Source organism: Amycolatopsis sp. FDAARGOS 1241 (genome assembly GCF_016889705.1).
GTDB lineage: Bacteria > Actinomycetota > Actinomycetes > Mycobacteriales > Pseudonocardiaceae > Amycolatopsis.
The window spans coordinates 8,900,123-8,917,042 of sequence record NZ_CP069526.1 but is presented as its reverse complement, the minus strand read 5'-3'; the positions used below and the strand labels follow the sequence as shown (position 1 = coordinate 8,917,042).

Annotated in this window: 17 protein-coding genes; 10 read left to right on the top strand and 7 right to left on the bottom strand. The window is 70.8% G+C overall.

What is annotated here, in order from left to right:
* Positions 1–56: 56 nt before the first annotated feature.
* From I6J71_RS43290 to I6J71_RS43280, 3 genes are read right to left on the bottom strand one after another with little or no spacing between them, the layout of a single operon-like run.
* The gene (locus tag I6J71_RS43290) at positions 57–965 is read right to left on the bottom strand and encodes a glycosyltransferase (RefSeq protein ID WP_204092139.1); all 909 of its coding nucleotides are present in this window, start codon (positions 963–965) and stop codon (positions 57–59) included.
* A complete protein-coding gene (locus I6J71_RS43285) occupies positions 965–1,780 on the bottom strand; it encodes an ABC transporter ATP-binding protein (protein ID WP_204092138.1) in 816 nt (271 codons plus the stop codon). The genes I6J71_RS43290 and I6J71_RS43285 overlap by 1 nt, the downstream gene beginning before the upstream one ends.
* A gap of 3 nt (positions 1,781–1,783) precedes the next feature.
* Complete coding sequence (locus I6J71_RS43280; RefSeq protein WP_204092137.1) at positions 1,784–2,737, bottom strand: ABC transporter permease; 954 nt, start codon at positions 2,735–2,737, stop codon at positions 1,784–1,786.
* A gap of 144 nt (positions 2,738–2,881) precedes the next feature.
* On the opposite strand from I6J71_RS43280, the gene I6J71_RS43275 reads away from it, so the two are divergent.
* Genes I6J71_RS43275 through I6J71_RS43255 form a run of 5 tightly spaced genes read left to right on the top strand, consistent with a single transcriptional unit; the run spans position 2,882 to position 6,037 of the window.
* Positions 2,882–3,511 carry a hypothetical protein gene (locus I6J71_RS43275; protein WP_204097541.1) on the top strand — a complete coding sequence of 210 codons (630 nt, stop codon included), beginning with the start codon at positions 2,882–2,884 and terminating at the stop codon, positions 3,509–3,511.
* A 37-nt stretch (positions 3,512–3,548) separates the two neighbouring features.
* On the top strand, positions 3,549–3,995 hold the full coding sequence (locus tag I6J71_RS43270; protein WP_204092136.1) for a hypothetical protein: 447 nt from the start codon (positions 3,549–3,551) through the stop codon (positions 3,993–3,995).
* Positions 3,992–4,453, top strand: coding sequence for a GNAT family N-acetyltransferase (locus tag I6J71_RS43265; protein WP_204092135.1), 462 nt, complete (start codon positions 3,992–3,994; stop codon positions 4,451–4,453). The genes I6J71_RS43270 and I6J71_RS43265 overlap by 4 nt, the downstream gene beginning before the upstream one ends.
* A 32-nt stretch (positions 4,454–4,485) precedes the next feature.
* Positions 4,486–5,535: a pseudaminic acid synthase gene (gene pseI / locus I6J71_RS43260; protein WP_204092134.1), complete on the top strand. Its 1,050-nt coding sequence runs from the start codon at positions 4,486–4,488 to the stop codon at positions 5,533–5,535.
* Positions 5,536–5,545: 10 nt separating this feature from the next.
* Positions 5,546–6,037 (top strand): DUF4345 domain-containing protein, encoded by a 492-nt coding sequence (locus tag I6J71_RS43255; protein WP_204092133.1) that lies wholly within the window; start codon positions 5,546–5,548, stop codon positions 6,035–6,037.
* On the opposite strand, the gene I6J71_RS43250 is transcribed toward I6J71_RS43255, so the two are convergent.
* Entirely contained in the window at positions 5,941–7,113 is a 1,173-nt protein-coding gene (locus I6J71_RS43250; protein WP_204092132.1) for a DegT/DnrJ/EryC1/StrS aminotransferase family protein, read from the bottom strand. The two genes, I6J71_RS43255 and I6J71_RS43250, sit on opposite strands and share 97 nt — an antisense overlap.
* Entirely contained in the window at positions 7,106–8,089 is a 984-nt protein-coding gene (pseB, locus tag I6J71_RS43245) for a UDP-N-acetylglucosamine 4,6-dehydratase (inverting) (RefSeq protein WP_204092131.1), read from the bottom strand. The genes I6J71_RS43250 and pseB overlap by 8 nt, the downstream gene beginning before the upstream one ends.
* A gap of 62 nt (positions 8,090–8,151) precedes the next feature.
* Here pseB and I6J71_RS43240 point away from each other — a divergent pair, with 62 nt between their 5' ends.
* The 3 genes from I6J71_RS43240 to I6J71_RS43230 are packed head-to-tail and all read left to right on the top strand — an operon-like array spanning position 8,152 to position 11,058.
* Complete coding sequence (locus tag I6J71_RS43240) at positions 8,152–8,889, top strand: cytidylyltransferase domain-containing protein (protein WP_204092130.1); 738 nt, start codon at positions 8,152–8,154, stop codon at positions 8,887–8,889.
* On the top strand, positions 8,886–9,857 hold the full coding sequence (locus I6J71_RS43235) for a spore coat protein (protein WP_204092129.1): 972 nt from the start codon (positions 8,886–8,888) through the stop codon (positions 9,855–9,857). Before I6J71_RS43240 ends, I6J71_RS43235 begins: the two co-directional genes overlap by 4 nt.
* 58 nt (positions 9,858–9,915) lie before the next feature.
* Positions 9,916–11,058: an epoxide hydrolase family protein gene (locus tag I6J71_RS43230; protein WP_204092128.1), complete on the top strand. Its 1,143-nt coding sequence runs from the start codon at positions 9,916–9,918 to the stop codon at positions 11,056–11,058.
* Between the two features lie 1,403 nt (positions 11,059–12,461).
* Here I6J71_RS43230 and I6J71_RS43225 read toward each other — a convergent pair.
* Positions 12,462–13,031 (bottom strand): bacterial proteasome activator family protein, encoded by a 570-nt coding sequence (locus I6J71_RS43225; protein ID WP_204097540.1) that lies wholly within the window; start codon positions 13,029–13,031, stop codon positions 12,462–12,464.
* A gap of 105 nt (positions 13,032–13,136) precedes the next feature.
* Between I6J71_RS43225 and I6J71_RS43220 the strand changes: the two genes are divergently transcribed.
* Positions 13,137–14,336: a cysteine desulfurase-like protein gene (locus I6J71_RS43220; RefSeq protein ID WP_204092127.1), complete on the top strand. Its 1,200-nt coding sequence runs from the start codon at positions 13,137–13,139 to the stop codon at positions 14,334–14,336.
* Here I6J71_RS43220 and I6J71_RS43215 read toward each other — a convergent pair.
* Positions 14,333–15,310 carry an NAD(P)H-quinone oxidoreductase gene (locus I6J71_RS43215; protein ID WP_204092126.1) on the bottom strand — a complete coding sequence of 326 codons (978 nt, stop codon included), beginning with the start codon at positions 15,308–15,310 and terminating at the stop codon, positions 14,333–14,335. The genes I6J71_RS43220 and I6J71_RS43215 overlap by 4 nt on opposite strands.
* Positions 15,311–15,392: 82 nt before the next feature.
* On the opposite strand from I6J71_RS43215, the gene I6J71_RS43210 reads away from it, so the two are divergent.
* Positions 15,393–16,883, top strand: coding sequence for a M28 family metallopeptidase (locus I6J71_RS43210; protein WP_204092125.1), 1,491 nt, complete (start codon positions 15,393–15,395; stop codon positions 16,881–16,883).
* The last annotated feature ends 37 nt before the right edge of the window (positions 16,884–16,920 follow it).

Below are 16,920 nucleotides of genomic sequence, written 5' to 3'. Positions count from 1 at the left end.
ACGCGAAAGGGCCCCGGGGAAGCGTTCCTCGGGGCCCGTTGCACGTCGGCGAAACCTCAGTACCGGTAGAACTTCTCCGCCCGGCCCTGCCGCACGAGCTTCAGCCACTGCAGGAACGCCTTCGGGTCGCGCTTCACGCCCACGAAGTACAGGCCGAAGCGGATCACCTCCAGTGCGCCGATCTTGCGCATGCCCGGCTGCGACAGCAGGTACCCGCGGTTGCGGTAGGTGTAGTAGCGCTTGACCTCGTTCTCCGGGTCCTGCGCGTGGAACTTCCCACCCAGCATCGGCTTGAACTCGTCCGAACCGTCCGGGTGCAGGTAGGTCGTGCGCAGCGACGTGCCGAACGGCAGGCCCGACCGCACGAGCCGGCGGTGCAGCTCCACCTCGTCGCCACGGAAGAACAGGCGCAGGTCCGGCACGCCCGTGACGTCCAAAGTGGACGCGCGGAACAGCGCGCCGTTCATGAGCGAAGCGATGCCCGGCAGGAAGTCCGTGCCCAGCTCGGCCGACGAGCGCTTCCACGTGAGGCCCCGCCGCAGCGGGAACGCGAGCTTGGCCGGCGCGTTGATGTTCGCCACGACGGGCGAAATCTCCGCGAGGCCGCGTTTTTCGGCTTCCTCCAAGAGGATCTGCAGCACGTTCTCGTCGGCGGGGCGGCCGTCGTCGTCGGCGAGCCACACCCAGTCGGCGCCGAGTGACAACGCGTGGAGCATGCCGAGCGCAAACCCGCCCGCGCCGCCGAGGTTCCGGTGCGAGGGCAGGTACGTGCAGGGGAGCGGGTAGCTCTCCACGACGTCGCGCGCGGACTGGTCGGGTCCGTTGTCCACCACCACGAGGTGGTCGACGGGCCGCGTCTGGGCGGCGATGATCTTCAGCGAGTCCGCGAGCAGCTCACGACGGTGGCGCGTGACCACCACGCCGACGACGGCGCCCTCGGGCAGCTGCCGGGTCTCGCTCGTCATCATTCCCCGCCGTTCGTCGTCGTCACGGGCTCGATGCCGAGCCGCTCGAGGCCTTCCTGGCTCATGTTCTCGAACGGGTCCCGGCCCTTGTAGGCCGTGAGCACATCGCGCAGCGAACCCTGCTGCTTCAGGTGGCCTTCGTCCATCCAGATGGCCGAATCGCACAGTTCGAAGAGGAACTCGTCGGAGTGGCTCGCGAACACCAGGATGCCGGAGCGCTTGACCAGGTCCTTGAGCCGATCACGGGCCTTGTTGAGGAACGCCGCGTCGACGGCGCCGATACCCTCGTCGAGGATCAGGATCTCGGGGTCGATCGACGTGACGACACCCAGTGCGAGCCGCACGCGCATACCGGTCGAGTACGTCCGCAGCGGCATCTGCAGGTAGTCGCCGAGCTCGGTGAACTCGGCGATGTCGTCCACCCGCTTCTCCATCTCCTTGGCCGTCATGCCCAGGAAGAGACCGCGGATGATGATGTTCTCGACACCGGAGATCTCCGGGTCCATGCCGATGCCGAGGTCGAACACCGGCGCGATCTTGCCGGCGATCCGCGCGGAACCACGGGTGGGCTCGTAGATGCCGGCGAGCAGGCGCAGCAAAGTGGACTTGCCCGCACCGTTGTGGCCGACCAGCCCGACGCGGTCGCCCTCGTTCAGCTTGAGCGTGACGTCGTGCAGAGCCTCGATGATCGGCACCTTCTGCTCGGTGCCGATCTTCCCGCCGACCTTGCCGAGCACGCGCTTCTTCATCGACCGCGTCTTCGCGTCGAAGATCGGGAAGTCCACGAACGCGTTGTGGACGTCAATGCTGACCATGTGTCACACCCAATACGAGACGCGAGAGCGGTAGTTGCGCATGGCGACGAGCGCGAGCGCCCAGCCGATGATCGTGAGCGCGCCGACCACCACCCAGCTGGTCCAGCTCACGGCCTGCCCGAGCAGCGGGGCCCTGGTCACCTGCATGTAGTGGTACAGCGGGTTCGCCTTGATGAACGGCAGTGCCCAGGACACGCCGTCGCGCGCGCCCCCGGCCTCAAGCTGGTCGACCGGCCAGACGATCGGCGTGCCGTAGAACATCAGCTGGATGAGGGAGTTGATCACCTGCGGGATGTCGCGGAAGCGCGTCGAGATGATCCCGAGCAGCAGCGCGGCCCAGCACGCGGTGAGCCCCAGCAGCAGGAAGCCCGGGATGGCGAGGAAGATGTTCCAGCTCAGGCCGGGGTGGCAGAACTTGTCCGGCACACAGGCGCCGTCCTTCGTGCCGAGCGAGTACTGGTCGTCGAGCGCGCTGAAGAAGATGATGAGCAGCACGACGTACACGACCATGTTGTGCGCGAGCATCAGGGTCTGGCGCCAGACGGTGCGCAGCACGTAGACGCTCAGCGGCGCGGGGAGCTGCTTGATCATCCCCTCGTTCGCGATGAACGTCTCCATGCCCTCCGAAAGGCAGCCCTGGATGAAGCCCCAGATGATGAACCCGGTGGAGATGTAGGGCAGGAACACCTGGATGGGCAGGTTGAACAGCTGGGAGTACAGCAGGCCCAGTCCCAGCGCGATGACCGCCTGGCTGATCGTGATCCAGAAGGGACCGATCACGGACCGGCGGTACCGCTGCTTGATGTCCTGCCAGCCCAGGTGGGTCCAGAGCTCACGGGCGGCGACACCGTCCCTGATGTCGGCGAAGGCCCTGGAGAACGTCTTGCGGTCCGACGCAGGTGGCACCGGCATCGAGACCTCGGGTTCGGCTACGTGAACCGTGCTGGTGGCATGCACGTGGACGAGGGTACCGATCGGGCGTCTCGTCTTCGGGACGCCCCGGCCCAGCCGTTGCGCCGCCTGGTCGATACCGCACCGGACACGAGCTGTGTCCTGGTAGTTTCTTGCGTCATGACTGCTGCTCTCGGTGCGGCGAGCCTCATGGTCGACCTCCTCTCGGCATACGCCGAGCGTCCCGACCCGCGATCCGTCGCGGTCGTCGGCAACCAGCCGCTGCCGCCGGACGCCGCCCGGGCCAAGGCCGTGGACGACTGCGACCTCGTGATCCGCGTGAACGGCTTCGTCATCGACGAGCCCGACGGCCCCGAGACGACCGGCAGCAAGGTCCACGCCGTGGTGTTCAACCGCGCCCTACGGGCCACTCGCCACGTTTTCCGCGACTACCGCCGGCGCCTGTACCTGCTGGTGGAGCCGGGCCGGCTGCACTGGGAGCCGGAGGCGCTGCCGGGCTGGTGGCCCGCCGACCTCGGGTTCGTGCCGGTGTCCAACCGCGACGTCGTGCTGCCCCTGTCCGACGCCCTGGGCCTGCCCACGCGCACCGAGTCGACGTGGTCGACCACGGGCACGCTCGCGGCGTGGATCGCGCGCACTTCGTTCCCCGAAGCGCAGCTGGTCCTGACCGGGTTCTCGTTCATCGACAACCCGGACCAGACTTCGTGGGAGCACGCCGCCGGAGATTCGTGCATCGTGGGACCTGAGCACCAGATCGCCGCCGAGGGCAGGCTGCTGGACTCGTGGACCCGGACCGGCGACACAGTCCTGCTGCGGTGAGCCCGAGTTTCCCCAGAATCCCGAAGGAACCCTTCCCATGGCAGTTCAGAAGATCCGCTCCGGCTTGATCAGCCGGATCGCCCGGCTCGTCGACTTCCGCATCGAAGAGCGGATGCGCGACACCATCCGCGACCTGACCAACCGCGTCAACGACCTGGAACACGCGACCGCCGACCACCGGCGCCGGCTCGACGCGGCCGAATCCGGTCTGGAACACGCACGCGGCGACCTGCTGTGGACCCGCGCCGAGCTCGACCGGATCATCCCGCACATCGCCGCGCAGGAGGCGCAGCTCGAGACGCTGCGGGAGTCGATGGTGATGGTGCCGCGCGCCGACACCAAGGAGATCGCCGAGGCGCGGTCGCTCATCGAGGAGATCCAGCGCCAGCACGCGCAGATCCGCGTGCGCCTCGCCGGCATCGCCCGGTACGAGGACCGGCTGCGCCGCCTCGAGGACAACCGCCTGGCGCCGTCGGCCCAGTGAGCCCGCTCGCGGCGCGGGAGGCCGTGGAGGCCGACGCCGAGTTGCTCCTCGCGTGGCGCAACGACCCGCGCACGCGGGAGGCGTCGCGGTCCACGGGCGTGATCGCACTCGCCGACCACGTGCGCTGGCTGCGCGGTGTGCTGGCCTCGCCCGACCGGCTGCTGCTGGTGATCTCCGAGGGCGAGCAGCCGGTCGGCACCGTGCGGTTCGACCGCGAAGCGCCGGGGGAGTGGGAAGTGAGCATCACACTGGCGCCCGAGAGCCGCGGCCGAGGGTTGTCCCGCGAAGTGCTCGCCGAGGGTGAGCAAGCGCTTTCCGAGCGTCATGAGGTGCGGGCGGTCCTCGCCGCGGTGCACGAGGACAACGCGGCGTCGGCGGCGCTGTTCGAGGGCGCGGGCTACGTCGAGTCGGCGCCCGCCGAAGCCGGCTTCCGGTGGCTGCGCAAGACTCGGGGGTGACCCGCACGCGCACCACCGGGAGGACACCACCCATGTCCGAAGTCCGCATCGGCGCCCACACGCTCGGCCCGGACCGGCCGCCGTTCGTCATCGCCGAGATGTCCGGCAACCACAACGGTGACCTCGACCGCGCGCTCGCGATCGTCGACGCGATCGCCGACGCCGGTGCGCAGGCGGTGAAGCTGCAGACCTACCGCCCGGACACGATCACGATCGACGCCGACGGCCCGGCTTTCCGCATCGGCGACGGACATTCGTTGTGGGGCGGGGAAAACCTGTACAAGCTGTACGAAAAGGCCCACACACCGTGGGAGTGGCACGAGCCGATCTTCGAGCGTGCCCGCTCGCGTGGTCTGGAGGTCTTCTCCAGCCCGTTCGACCCGACGGCCGTGGAGCTGCTGGAGTCGCTCGACGCGCCCGCGTACAAGATCGCGTCGTCGGAGATCGTCGACCTGCCGCTCGTCGAGCTGTGCGCCCGCACCGGAAAGCCGCTCGTCATCTCGACCGGCATGGCCAGTGTCGCGGAGATCGACGCGGCCGTGCGGACCGCTCGCGACGCCGGCAACGACCAGCTCGTCGTGCTCGGCTGCACGGCCAGCTACCCGGCTTCGCCGGCCGAGAGCAACCTGCGCGGCCTGCCCGTGCTCGCCGGCGTGACCGGCACGCTCGTGGGGCTCTCGGACCACACGCCGGGCATCGGCGCGCCGCTGGCCGCCGTGGCTCTCGGCGCGGTCGCGATCGAGAAGCACGTGACCCTCGCCCGCGCCGACGGCGGCGTCGACTCGGAGTTCTCGCTGGAGCCCGCCGAGCTGGCTGCTCTGGTGGTGGAGAGCCACCGCGCGTGGGAGGCGCTGGGGCGGCCGGTCATCGGCCCGCGCGAGAGCGAGAAGGAAGGCCTGCGCCTGCGCCGCTCGCTGTACGTCGTTGAGAACGTCCGCGCCGGCGACGAGGTGACGCCCGCGAACGTCCGCTCCATCCGCCCCGCAGGGGGTTTGGCGCCGGCCGAGATCACGAACGTGCTGGGCCGCACGTTCCGCGTGGATGCGGCGAAAGGCACCGCCCTGACCTGGGACTTGATCTAGGCTCGGCCGTATGGCAGGCGCGAAGTCCCGCAAGGCCTTGCTGACGGTCCTCGGCGTGCTCGGCGCGATCCCCGTGGCCAGCGGCCTGAACGGCATCCTCGGCGGCCCGGACCGCGCACCGGGCGGCGCCCCGACCACCCCGAGCGTCGACAGCGAGTACCGGTTCGTGAACACGTTCTGGACCGCCGCCGGTCTGGTGCTCTGGTGGTCGCTGCGCCGCCCGGAGGACCGCGCCGCCACCACACGGCTCGTCCTGGCCACCGCCGCCGCGGGCGGGGTGCCCCGCCTGATCTCCGCGCGCCGCACGGGCGCACCCCACCCCGTCTTCCGCGCCGCGACGGTCCTGGAGCTGCTCGTGGTGCCCCTGGTGCTGCTGTGGCACGCGGTCGTCGTGCGGGGTGGCGATCAGGCGCCGAAGAAGCTGCGCACCCCGGCCACGACGCGGTCCACATCGGAGTCTGTCAGCGCCGGGAAGAGCGGCAGCGACAGCTCCTGCTCGTAGTACGCCTCGGCGTTCGGGCACAGGCCGCGGCGGTAGCCGAGGTCCTCGAACACCGGGTGCCAGTACGCGGGGATGTAGTTGACCTGCACGCCGATGCCGAGCTCGCGCAGGTGGTCGAACAGCGCGCGCCGGCGACCGTCGAGGACGCGGAGCGGGTAGAGGTGCCACACGGGGTCCGCGCCGGGGCGCGACGGTGGGGTCAGCACGCCCGGGACGTCGGTCAGCGAAGCGTTGTAGCGCGCGTGGATCTCGGCGCGGCGCTTCTTGAACTCCGCGAGCCGGGTGAGCTGGCTGCTGCCCAGTGCGCACAGGACGTCGGGGAGGCGGTAGTTCAGGCCGAACTCGTGCACCTCCTGGTGCCAGCCGCCTTCGTCCGGGTAGCGCTGCTGCGTCTTGTCGCGCACCAGGCCGTGGTTGCGGAACGCCTGGGCGCGGCCCAGCAGTTCCGGCGAAGCCGTGACGACGGCGCCGCCCTCGGCGGTCGTGAGGTTCTTCGTGGGGAAGAAGGAGAACGTCGTCAGGTCGGCGAGGGAGCCGACCGGGCGGCCCTGCCAGCTGCCGCCGACGGAGTGCGCCGCGTCTTCCAGCAGCAGGGCGCCCGCGTCGTGCGCGATTTCGGCCAGCGCGTCCAGCTCGGCCGGGTGCCCGGCGTAGTCGACGGCCGCCACGACCTTCGTGCGGCCGGTGACCGCGGCGGCCGCGGCGTCGACGGAAAGGTTCCCGGTGTCCGGCTCGACGTCGGCGAACACCACCTTCGCGCCGTGCAGCGCGGCGGTGGACGCGGTGGCGACGAACGTCATCGGCGACGTCACCACCTCGTCGCCCGGACCCACTGCCGCGGCGGCGTAGGCGACGTGCAGCGCGGCCGTCCCCGACGTCACGGCGACGGCCGGGACCCCACCCGTGTGCTCGGCGAGGTCGGCCTCGAAGCGCGTGACGGCGGGACCGGTCGTGAGCCAGTCGCCGCGCAGGACGTCGGTGACGGCGGCGATGTCCTCGTCGGTCACGGATTGGCGTCCGTACGGGAGGAACCCCGCCGACGTGCTCTTCCCGGCGGCGCCATCGGGCTCAGGCATACTGTTCGACCAGCTTGCGCAGTTCGTCGGCTTCGAGCCACAGGTCGTTGGTGTCCGAGCGGTACGCGAACCCGTCCGGCATCGGCTTGCCGTCGGCCGGCGGCTCGTAGCCCCAGCCCGCGAGGTGCGGCTGGACGACGTAGCGGTCGGGCAGCTGCACCGTCCGGCGTGCGTCGTCGGGCGCGATCATCTCCTCGTGCAGCTTTTCCCCGGGGCGCACGCCGACCTCGTGCATCGGCGACCCCGGCGCGATGGCCTGCGCGAGGTCGACGAGCCGCATGCTCGGGATCCGCGGCACGTACAGCTCGCCGCCGTGCATCTGGTCGAAGGAGTCGACCACGAACCGCACGGCCTGCGGCAGCGTGATCCAGAACCGCGTCATGTCCTTGTGCGTGATCGGCAGCGACTCGCCCTGCGCGGCGAGCTTGCGGAAGAACGGGATCACGCTGCCGCGCGAGCCCATGACGTTGCCGTAGCGCACCACGGAGAACCGCGTGGGGTGGGTGGCCGCGTAGTGGTTGCCGCTGATGAACATCCGGTCGGCGCACAGCTTGGTGGCGCCGTAGAGGTTGATCGGGCTCGACGCCTTGTCCGTCGACAGCGCGACGACCTTCTTCACGCCGGTGTCGATCGCGGCCTCGATCACGTTCTGCGAGCCCATCACGTTGGTCTGGACGAACTCGAACGGGTTGTATTCACCCGTGTCCACCTGCTTGAGCGCCGCGGCGTGCACGACGTAGTCGACGCCGTGCATGGCGCGCTCGAGACGACGGCGGTCGCGGACGTCGCCGATGAACCAGCGCAGCCGCGGGTCGTCGTCGAACAGCTGGCGAGCTTCGTACTGCTTCAGCTCGTCGCGGGAGAGCACGACCAGCCGGCTGGGGTTCAGCTCGGCGAGGGCGTGGGTGATGAACGCCTTGCCGAACGAGCCGGTCCCGCCGGTGAGCAGGATGCTGGAGCCGTCCAGCTCGGACATCGATGACCTCCGCGGTTGGGGTACTGGGTCCTGGCGCGTTGCCGCAGGCCATCATGTCACCCATGCGTGATGGCCTCGGCGTCAACGCCGTGATCCAGGCCCGGTCTTCGTCCACGCGGCTGCCGGGCAAGGTGCTGCGGCCGCTCGCCGGGCGCAGCGTGCTCGGCTGGGTCGTGCGCGCGGCGGCCGCCGCGCCCGGCGTCGACCGGGTCGTGGTGGCCACTTCGGACGCGGCTGACGACGATGCCGTCGCCGCGGAGGCTTCGCGGTGTGGCGCGCTGGTCGCGCGTGGCCCGCTCGACGACGTCGTGGCGCGCTTCGGCGTGGCGCTCGAGCAGTACCCGGCCGACGCGGTGGTCCGGCTCACCGCCGACTGTCCGCTGCTCGACCCCGCGCTGATCGGCCGCCTGACCGCGGTGTGGCGCGCGGAGCCCGCGCTCGACTACGTGAGCACCACGCTGGTGCGGACGCTGCCGCGCGGGTTCGACGCGGAGCTGGTGCGGGCGGCCGTGCTCGCCGAGCAGGTCGCGGTGGCGCAGGGGCCGGACCGCGAGCACGTGACGTCGGGGATCTACCGGCAGCCGCTTCGGTACACGTGCACGGGCGTGGTGGTGACGCCGCCGGCCGACGACCTGCGCGTCACGCTCGACACCCCCGAAGACTGGGAGCTGATCGCCGCGGTCGTCGACGCGCTGGGGGATCAGCCGGCGTCGTGGCAGGCCGTGGTGGCGCTGCTGCGGGCGCGGCCGGACCTGGTGGCGCTGAACGAGCACGTCGAGCAGAAGAAGCTCGGCCAGTGAAGCTGCTGCTGCGCGCCGACGCATCGCCGACGATCGGCGCGGGCCACATCGCGCGGGTTGTCGCGTACGCGGAGCGCGCGATCGCCCGGGGCTGGGAGGTCTGCTTCGCCGGTCGCACGGACAACGCCGAGTGGCTGGCTTCGCGCCTCGACGAACTGCCCGTCACGCACGTGCCGGTTTCACCGTGGGAGTCGCTGGCCTCCGGGTTCGACGCGGTGCTGGTGGACCACTACTCGGTGGGCGACGTGCGCGGCGAGGTCAACGCGGCGGGCGCCCTCCTCGTGTCCATCGAGGACGACACCTTCGGCCGCCGCCCTGCCGACGTCGTCGTCGACTCCGGGCTCACGCCCGGACCGCGCCCCGCGGACGGTTCGGGCGTGCTGCTGCGGGGCGTTTCGTACACCGCTCTGCGGGACGTGGTCCTGCGGACGCGTGCTCGCCGCTCGGGCCGGGACTTCGGCACGCCGCCGCACGTGACCGTCGTGCTGGGCGGCGCGGACTGGGCTGAAACGGTGGGGCTGCTGCTGCGCGCGCTCTCGGACACGGGGTTGCCGTTCGTCGCCGACGCCGTGGTCCGTGGTGAGCCGGTGGTGCCCGAGCTGGTGGAAGGCCAGGTGGTTCGCGTCGCCGCGCCGCATCCCGGCCTGCTCGACCTGCTGGCCACGACGGATGTCGCCGTGAGCGCTTCGGGCGTGACCTTTCTCGAACTCTGCTGCCTCGGCGTCCCGACCGCCGCGGTGCAACTCGTGGACAACCAGGTCCCCGGGTACCGCGCGGCGCTGGGCCTCGGGCTTGCCGCCGGCTTGGGCGAGGCGGCGACTCTGGCGCAGCGGTTGCCATCGGTGATTTCCGCGCTGCGGGGGTTGCTGACGGACGCTCGTTTGCGGTCCTCTTTGTCCGGTGCTGCCGCGTCTACTGTGGACGGACTCGGCGCCGACCGGGTCCTCGACGTTCTCGCGGCGTATTGAGAAACTCGGTGGCGATCGAGGACCGGAACTGTCCTGGATGGTTCGTAGCGTTGCGGGTATGAAGTTCACTCCGTTTCGCGTAGACGTCCCGCAGGAAGATCTCGACGACCTCCACACGCGGCTGGCTCGGACGCGCTGGCCGGACCAGCCCGAGGGCGTCGGCTGGGAGCTGGGAATCCCGGTGGACGAGGTGCGTGACCTCGCCGAGCACTGGCGGCTTCGGTTCGACTGGCGGGCGGCCGAGGAGCGGCTCAACGGGTTCCCGCAGTTCACGACCGAGATCGACGGCACGCGGGTGCACTTCCTGCACGTCCGCTCGCCCGAGGAGGACGCCACGCCGTTGCTCCTGACGCACGGCTGGCCGGGTTCGGCGGTGGAGTTCCTGGACGTGATCGGACCGCTCGCGGACCCCCGCGCGTACGGCGGGGACCCGCGCACCGCGTTCCACCTCGTGGTCCCCTCCATCCCCGGCTTCGGCTTCTCCGGCCCGACCCGCGACCGCGGCTGGGGGCCGGCACGCGGGGCGCGGGCGTGGGCCGAGCTGATGAGCGCGCTGGGCTACCCGCGGTTCGGCACCCACGGCGGGGACTGGGGTGCCTTGATCTCGCGGGAATTGGGGGTGCAGTTCCCGTCGCGGGTGCTGGGGGTGCACGTGACGATGCTGCCCACCGCGGTCGCGCGCTCGTCGGCGGATCTCGAAGGGCTGAGCGGCGTTTCGCTGGCAGCGGCCGAGCGGTCGCTGGAGAAGTCGCGCGCGTTCCAGCACGCGGGGACCGGCTACGCGATGATCCAGGCCACGAAGCCGCAAACGCTTGCGTACGGCCTCACTGATTCACCCGTGGGCCAGCTGGCGTGGATCGCGGAGAAGTTCCGCTCCTTCTCCAACACCGACCACGACCTCATCGACCGCGACGACCTGCTCACCGACGTCTCCATCTACTGGTTCACCGCCACGGCCAACTCGTCGGCCCGCATCTACGCGGCCCTGGAGGGCCCGTGGGGCGCCCCGGTCCCGCCGAGCACCGTGCCCACGGGCGTCGCCGTCTTCCCCGACGACATCGGCCTGCCGGTCCGCGCGCTCGCCGAGCGGGAGAACACCATCGTCCACTGGTCCGCCTTCCCGACCGGCGGCCACTTCCCGGCTCTCGAACAGCCGGACGCGCTGATCGCCGACATCCGGAAGTTCTTCAGCGCTTTGTAGCGGCGTGTAGCGCATTGTGATGGTTGGTGTGAACGGTTTCTTCACACCCCTGGCTCCCAGCGAGGGGACGCCCGTGCTCCTCCGCGGCGGGACGCCTTTCGCGAGTGGACCATTCGCGCCTGCGGCGACCGCGCGAAGGGACCGTTTGCGCTCGCTGCCGCTGCGCGTAGGGACCGTTCGCGCATGCCGCCACCGCGCGAGGGGACGGTTCGCTCCCGCTGCCACTGCGAGATTGGACCGTTCGCGCCCGCCGACGGTGTGACTGGGCCGCTCGCGCACAGCCTGCCGGTGCGTGTGGCGCACAGCCTGACGGTGCGACTGGACGCCTCGCGCATACCCTCCGCGCGACTGAACCCCGTCCATAGCCAGACGGTGCGACTGCTGGACCCCTCATGCTTAGCCCGACGGTCCGAGTGGACCGTTCGCGACGACCTGGACGTGAAGCGCGAGTGGACCGTTCGCGACCGGCGCGGCCGCGAAGGGACCGTTCCCGTTGGTCGGCGGTGCGACCGGACTTCTCGCGCGTAGCCGGACGGCGCCACTGGACCGTTGGCGCCGCCCGGCACTGCGTGAAGGGACCGTTCGCGCTCGTCGGGGGTCCGACCGGACCTCTCGCGCACAGTCCGAAGGTTCCACTGGCACCCACATGCTTAGCCCGACGGTCCGAGTGGACCGTTCGCGACGACCTGGACGTGAGGCGCGAGTGGACCGTTCGCGACCGGCGCGGCCGCGAAGGGACCGTTCCCGTTGGTCGGCGGTGCGACTGGACCGCTCGCGCACAGCCGGCCGCGCGGCCGGACCTTTCGTGCATAGCGGCAAGGCGCGAGTGGACCACTCGCGACGACGTGAGGCGCGACCGGCGCGGCGAGCGAGCGGACCGTTCGCGGGGGACCTGCGGTGCGCGCGGACCGCCGCCACGCCGCGCTGCGGGACCGTTCACGACCGCGACGCTCGAAGGGACGGTTCACGACCGCGCGAGGCGTGAAGGGACCGTTCGTGATCCGCGTGAGGCGCGAAGGGACCGCTGGCAATCCGCGCGAGGTGTGAAGGCGCGAGGCGTGAAGGGACTGTTCATGACCAGCGCGAGGCGCGAAGGGACCGTTCGTGATCGGCGGGGCGAAAGAGCGGTCCATTTCAGCCTTGCAGCGGGCGCGACTGGACCGTTCGCGCCGGCCGGCAGCGCGACTGGACCGTTCGCGGCTGCCCACCAGCGCGATGGGACCGCTCGCGATCGGCCGGCAGCGAGAAGGGACCAATCGTGCCGGACCAGCGCCGGACCAACGGCGCGAAAGGACCACCGGCACACCCACCAAACGGCCCGAGGGGACCATTCGCCCAGCGAACGGTCCCCTCAGCCCACAAAACCCCAGACAGCCAGCCCTCACAAACCCGTCACAGACCCGTCAGAGGTACTGCCCAGTCCCGCTGATCCCCGGCCCATGACCATCCGGCCCGGGCCGCCCGGGCATCCCCGACGGCCCGGCTGGCAATCCGCGCCGCATCTGTTCCAGCTGGACGCGGGCCGCCATCTGCTGGGCGAACAACGCCGTCTGGATGCCGTGGAACAGGCCCTCCAGCCACCCCACCAGTTGCGCCTGCGCGATCCGCAGTTCGGCATCCGACGGAGTCGTGTCCTCCGTGAACGGCCGGACCAGGCGTTCCAGCTCCTCGCGCAGCTCGGGCGCCAGCGCCTCCTGCAGCTCACGCACCGAGGTCTCGTGGATCTCCCGCACCCGGTTCCGGCTGGCGTCGTCCAGCGGGGCGGCGCGGACCTCCTCCAGGAGCTGCTTGATCATCGTCCCGATGCGCATCACCTTGGCCGGTTCTTCGACCAGGTCACCGACGCCTTCTTCGGGGGCCTCGGCGTTCACTGGGGCGCTGCCGACCGGGACTCCGTCGGGGCCGACGACCACCACGTGAGGGGTCTCGGCGTCGGAAGGTTCGCGGCGGTTCGGCTCGCTCATGTGCTCCATCCCCGTCAACAGGTCTCGTACGTGCGCCCCCGAGGGTAGTCCCTCGCCGGACCCGGACCCGAACCCCGCGGTAACCGCTAAACCGCACGTCCGTACGGTGTCACCATGGCGTTCGACGTCGCTCGTATCCGTGGGTTGTTCCCCGCGCTGGGTGACGGCTGGATTCACTTCGACGGCGCCGCCGGAATGCTCGTCCCGGAACAGGTCGCCTCGGCCGTTTCCACGGCGATGCGTGCCCCGGTGTCGGGGCCGGGCGGAGCGTTTCCGGCCTCACAGCGTGCGGAGAGCATTGTCACCGCAGCCCGCCGGGCCGTGGCCGACCTGGTCGGCGCGGACCCGGCTGCCGTCGTGCTCGGGCCGAGCGCGCCGGTGATGCTGCGCCGCCTCGTCGACGCGCTCGCCGAGCGCTGGACGATCGGCGACGAGGTCGTGGTGTCCCGGCTCGACGAAGAGGCGAACCTCGCGCCGTGGCAACGTGCCGCGAAGCGCGTGGGCGCGGTCGTGCGCTGGGGCGAGATCGACATCGAGACGTGCGAGCTGCCGGCGTGGCAGTACGAGAACCTGGTGTCCGCGCGCACCAAGGCCGTCGCGGTCACGTTGGCGTCCGGTTCGGTCGGCACGCGCCCCGACGTGCCGACGGTCATCGAGTTCGCCAAGCGGGTCGGCGCGCTCGTGGTGGCCGACGCGACGTACGCCGCGCCGTTCGTACCGCTGGACCTGCAGGAGCTGGGCGCCGACGTGATGGTGGTGTCCGCGCAGGCGTGGGGCGGGCCGTCGGTCGGCGCGCTCGTGTTCCGCGACCCAGAACTGCTCGAACGCATCCCGTCCGTTTCGCTCGACCCGGCCGCCCGCGGCGCCGCGCGCCTCGAGCTCGGACCACACGCCTACCCGCTGCTCGCGGGCGTCGTCGCCTCCATCGACTACCTCGCCGGCCTCGACGACGCCGCGTCGGGCTCGCGCCGCGAACGGCTCGTGACGTCGCTCGGCTCAGCGAAGTCGTACCACGCGGGCCTGCTCGCCCAGCTGTCCACGGAGCTGCGCTCGCTGCGCCACGTGATGGTGATCGGCGACGCGATGCGCCGTATCCCCGCGCTCGCCTTCGCCGTCCAGGGCAAGAAAGCGCCGGAGGTCGCGGAGTTCCTCGCTTCGCAAGGCCTGTGCGCCTTCGCCGACGACGGGTCCGCCGGCGTCTTCGCGTCGCTCGGGGTGGGCGAAGTCGGCGGAGCAGTGCGCATCGGGCTCGCGCACTACTCCAACGTCTTCGAGATCAACCAGCTCGTGCGAGTGCTGGAAGAGCTGCGTTAGGACCTCGCCGCCAGCAGCACCTTGCCGAACACCTCACCGGCGTCGAGCATGCGGTGCGCCTCGGCGGCCTCGGCCATCGGCACGACCTGGCCGATGATCGGCTTCACGGAACCGTCTTCGACCAGCGGCCACAGTCCTTCGCGCACGGACGAGACGATGGCGGCCTTCTGCTCCAGCGGCCGGAACCGCAAGCCGGCCGCGAACACGCTGGCGCGCTTGCCGAGCAGGGTGCCGATGTTCAGCTCGCCCTTGATCCCGCCCTGCATGCCGATGATCACGAGCCTGCCGTCGGCGGCCAGCGCCTGGACGTTGCGGTCGAGGTACTTCGCGCCCATGTTGTCGAGGATGACGTCGGCGCCGAGACCTTCGGCGCGCAGCACCTCGACGAAGTCCTGCTCCTTGTAGTTGATCGCGAGGTCAGCGCCGAGCTGACGGCAGCGTTCGAGCCGCTCCGGCGAACCCGCGGTGACGGCGACCGTCGCGCCGAGCGCCTTGCCCACCTGGATCGCGTGGGTGCCGATGCCGCCCGCGCCGCCGTGCACGAGCAGCAGCTCGCCCTCCGACAGCCCGGCGTGCATCACGACGTTGGCCCACACCGTGCACGCGACCTCCGGCAGCCCGGCCGCCGCGAGCGTTTCGACCTCGGCCGGCACGGGCAGCAGCTGACCGGCGGGGACCACCACGCGCTGCGCGTAGCCGCCGCCGGCGAGCAGTGCGCACACCTCGTCGCCGACCTGCCAGCCTTCGACCCCCTCGCCGAGCTCCGCGATCGTGCCCGAACACTCGAGCCCGATGATCTCGCTCGACCCGGGCGGCGGTGGGTAGTTGCCCTGGCGTTGCAGCAGATCGGCGCGGTTCACCGCGCTGGCGGCCACGTCGAGCAGGACCTCACCGGGGCCGGGGCTCGGGTCGGGGACCTCGGTCCACTCGAGCACGTCTGGACCACCGGGTTCGCGGATCGTGATCGCGTACATGCGTCGACTGTATCCCGCGGTGCGCGACCTCCGCCGAATGCCGCATTGACCTTTCGGTCGGCGCGAACAAAGGTGAGCAACCATGCAAATCACCCGAAAGAGACGCATCTTGCCGGTGGCTCTGGCTGCCTGCGCAACCCTGGCGCTGGCTTCCGCACCGGCCGCGGCCGCGAAGAGCGACGACCTCGCCCTGGCCAAGCAGCTCACGAAGAAGGTGACGCTCGACGGTGTCAACCGGCACCTGATCGCGTTGCAGCGCATCGCCGACGCCAACGGCGGCACGCGCGCGGCCAGCACCGAAGGGCACAAGAAGTCCGCCGAGTACGTCGCGACGAAGCTCGAGGCCGCGGGCTTCACGGTGACGCGGCAGGAGTTTCCCTTCACCTACAACGAAACCCTCGCCGAGAAGCTCGCCGTCGACGGCGCCGACGTGCCCGTGATCGCGATGGAGTACACCCCCTCGACGCCGGTCGGCGGCGTCACCGCGCAGCTGGCCGTCGTCCCGGCCGACGCCACCCCGGGCTGCGAAGCGAGCGACTACACCGGCGTCACCGGCAAGATCGTGCTGGTCTCGCGCGGCGCGTGCCCGTTCGCCCAGAAGCAGCAGGCCGCGGCCGACGCGGGCGCGATCGGCGCCCTCATCTACAACAACGAGCCCGGCCCGCTCAACGGAACACTCGGCGACCCGGCCGGCGCGCGCATCCCCACAGGTGGTCTGTCCCAGTCCGACGGCCAAGCGCTCACGGCGAAGGACGGCGCGGCCGTGACACTGGAGCTGCGCACGTTCCAGGAGGCGCGCACCAGCTACAACGTGATCGCCGAGACGAAGACCGGCCGCAAGGACAACGTCGTGATGCTCGGCTCGCACCTCGACAGCGTGCCCGCGGGTCCCGGCATCAACGACAACGGCAGCGGGTCGGCGGCGCTGCTCGAGACCGCGCTGCAGCTGGGGGCGAAGCCGAAGGTGAACAACGCCGTGCGGTTCGGCTTCTGGAGCTCGGAGGAGTTCGGGCTCATCGGGTCCACCTACTACGTCGATTCGCTGAGCTTCGAGCAGCAGCTGGACCTTGCGCTGTACCTGAACTTCGACATGATCGGTTCGCCGAACGCCGGCTACTTCGCCTACGACGGCGACGATTCCGACCACGTCGGCGCCGGCCCCGGCCCGTACGGTTCGGCGCAGATCGAGAAGACGTTCGTCGACTACCTGACCGGCCGCGGCGTGCCCGTCGAGGGCACGGACTTCACCGGCCGCTCGGACTACGGCGAGTTCATCGCCGCGGGCATCCCGGCCGGCGGGCTGGACACGGGCGCGGAGGTGCTCAAGACGCCCGCGCAGGCCGCGAAGTGGGGCGGCACGGCGGGTGTCGCGTTCGACCCGTGTTACCACCAGGCGTGCGACAACCTGGGCAACGTCGACCGCGTCGCGCTCGACCGCAACTCCGACGGGCTCGCGTGGGCCCTCGGTGTGTATGCGACGAGCACGGAGAGCGTGAACGGCGTGGCGCCGGGCAAGCCCGGCAAGGCGGCCAAGCACAAGGCCGACCACCGGGCTGCGATCGCTGCTGCCTGACGCCACGAAGGGCGCCCCTCGCGGTCGGTGAGGGGCG

What these genes read in the sequence shown, in the direction of transcription:
- I6J71_RS43215 (WP_204092126.1), bottom strand. Translation starts at nt 15,310, where the DNA reads ATGTACGCGATCACGATCCGCGAACCCGGTGGTCCAGACGTGCTCGAG.
- I6J71_RS43270 (WP_204092136.1), top strand. Translation starts at nt 3,549, where the DNA reads ATGGCAGTTCAGAAGATCCGCTCCGGCTTGATCAGCCGGATCGCCCGG.
- I6J71_RS43290 (WP_204092139.1), bottom strand. Translation starts at nt 965, where the DNA reads ATGACGAGCGAGACCCGGCAGCTGCCCGAGGGCGCCGTCGTCGGCGTG.
- I6J71_RS43220 (WP_204092127.1), top strand. Translation starts at nt 13,137, where the DNA reads ATGGCGTTCGACGTCGCTCGTATCCGTGGGTTGTTCCCCGCGCTGGGT.
- I6J71_RS43230 (WP_204092128.1), top strand. Translation starts at nt 9,916, where the DNA reads ATGAAGTTCACTCCGTTTCGCGTAGACGTCCCGCAGGAAGATCTCGAC.
- I6J71_RS43275 (WP_204097541.1), top strand. Translation starts at nt 2,882, where the DNA reads ATGGTCGACCTCCTCTCGGCATACGCCGAGCGTCCCGACCCGCGATCC.
- I6J71_RS43225 (WP_204097540.1), bottom strand. Translation starts at nt 13,031, where the DNA reads ATGGAGCACATGAGCGAGCCGAACCGCCGCGAACCTTCCGACGCCGAG.
- I6J71_RS43255 (WP_204092133.1), top strand. Translation starts at nt 5,546, where the DNA reads ATGGCAGGCGCGAAGTCCCGCAAGGCCTTGCTGACGGTCCTCGGCGTG.
- pseI (WP_204092134.1), top strand. Translation starts at nt 4,486, where the DNA reads ATGTCCGAAGTCCGCATCGGCGCCCACACGCTCGGCCCGGACCGGCCG.
- I6J71_RS43250 (WP_204092132.1), bottom strand. Translation starts at nt 7,113, where the DNA reads ATGCCTGAGCCCGATGGCGCCGCCGGGAAGAGCACGTCGGCGGGGTTC.
- I6J71_RS43285 (WP_204092138.1), bottom strand. Translation starts at nt 1,780, where the DNA reads ATGGTCAGCATTGACGTCCACAACGCGTTCGTGGACTTCCCGATCTTC.
- I6J71_RS43210 (WP_204092125.1), top strand. Translation starts at nt 15,393, where the DNA reads ATGCAAATCACCCGAAAGAGACGCATCTTGCCGGTGGCTCTGGCTGCC.
- pseB (WP_204092131.1), bottom strand. Translation starts at nt 8,089, where the DNA reads ATGTCCGAGCTGGACGGCTCCAGCATCCTGCTCACCGGCGGGACCGGC.
- I6J71_RS43240 (WP_204092130.1), top strand. Translation starts at nt 8,152, where the DNA reads ATGCGTGATGGCCTCGGCGTCAACGCCGTGATCCAGGCCCGGTCTTCG.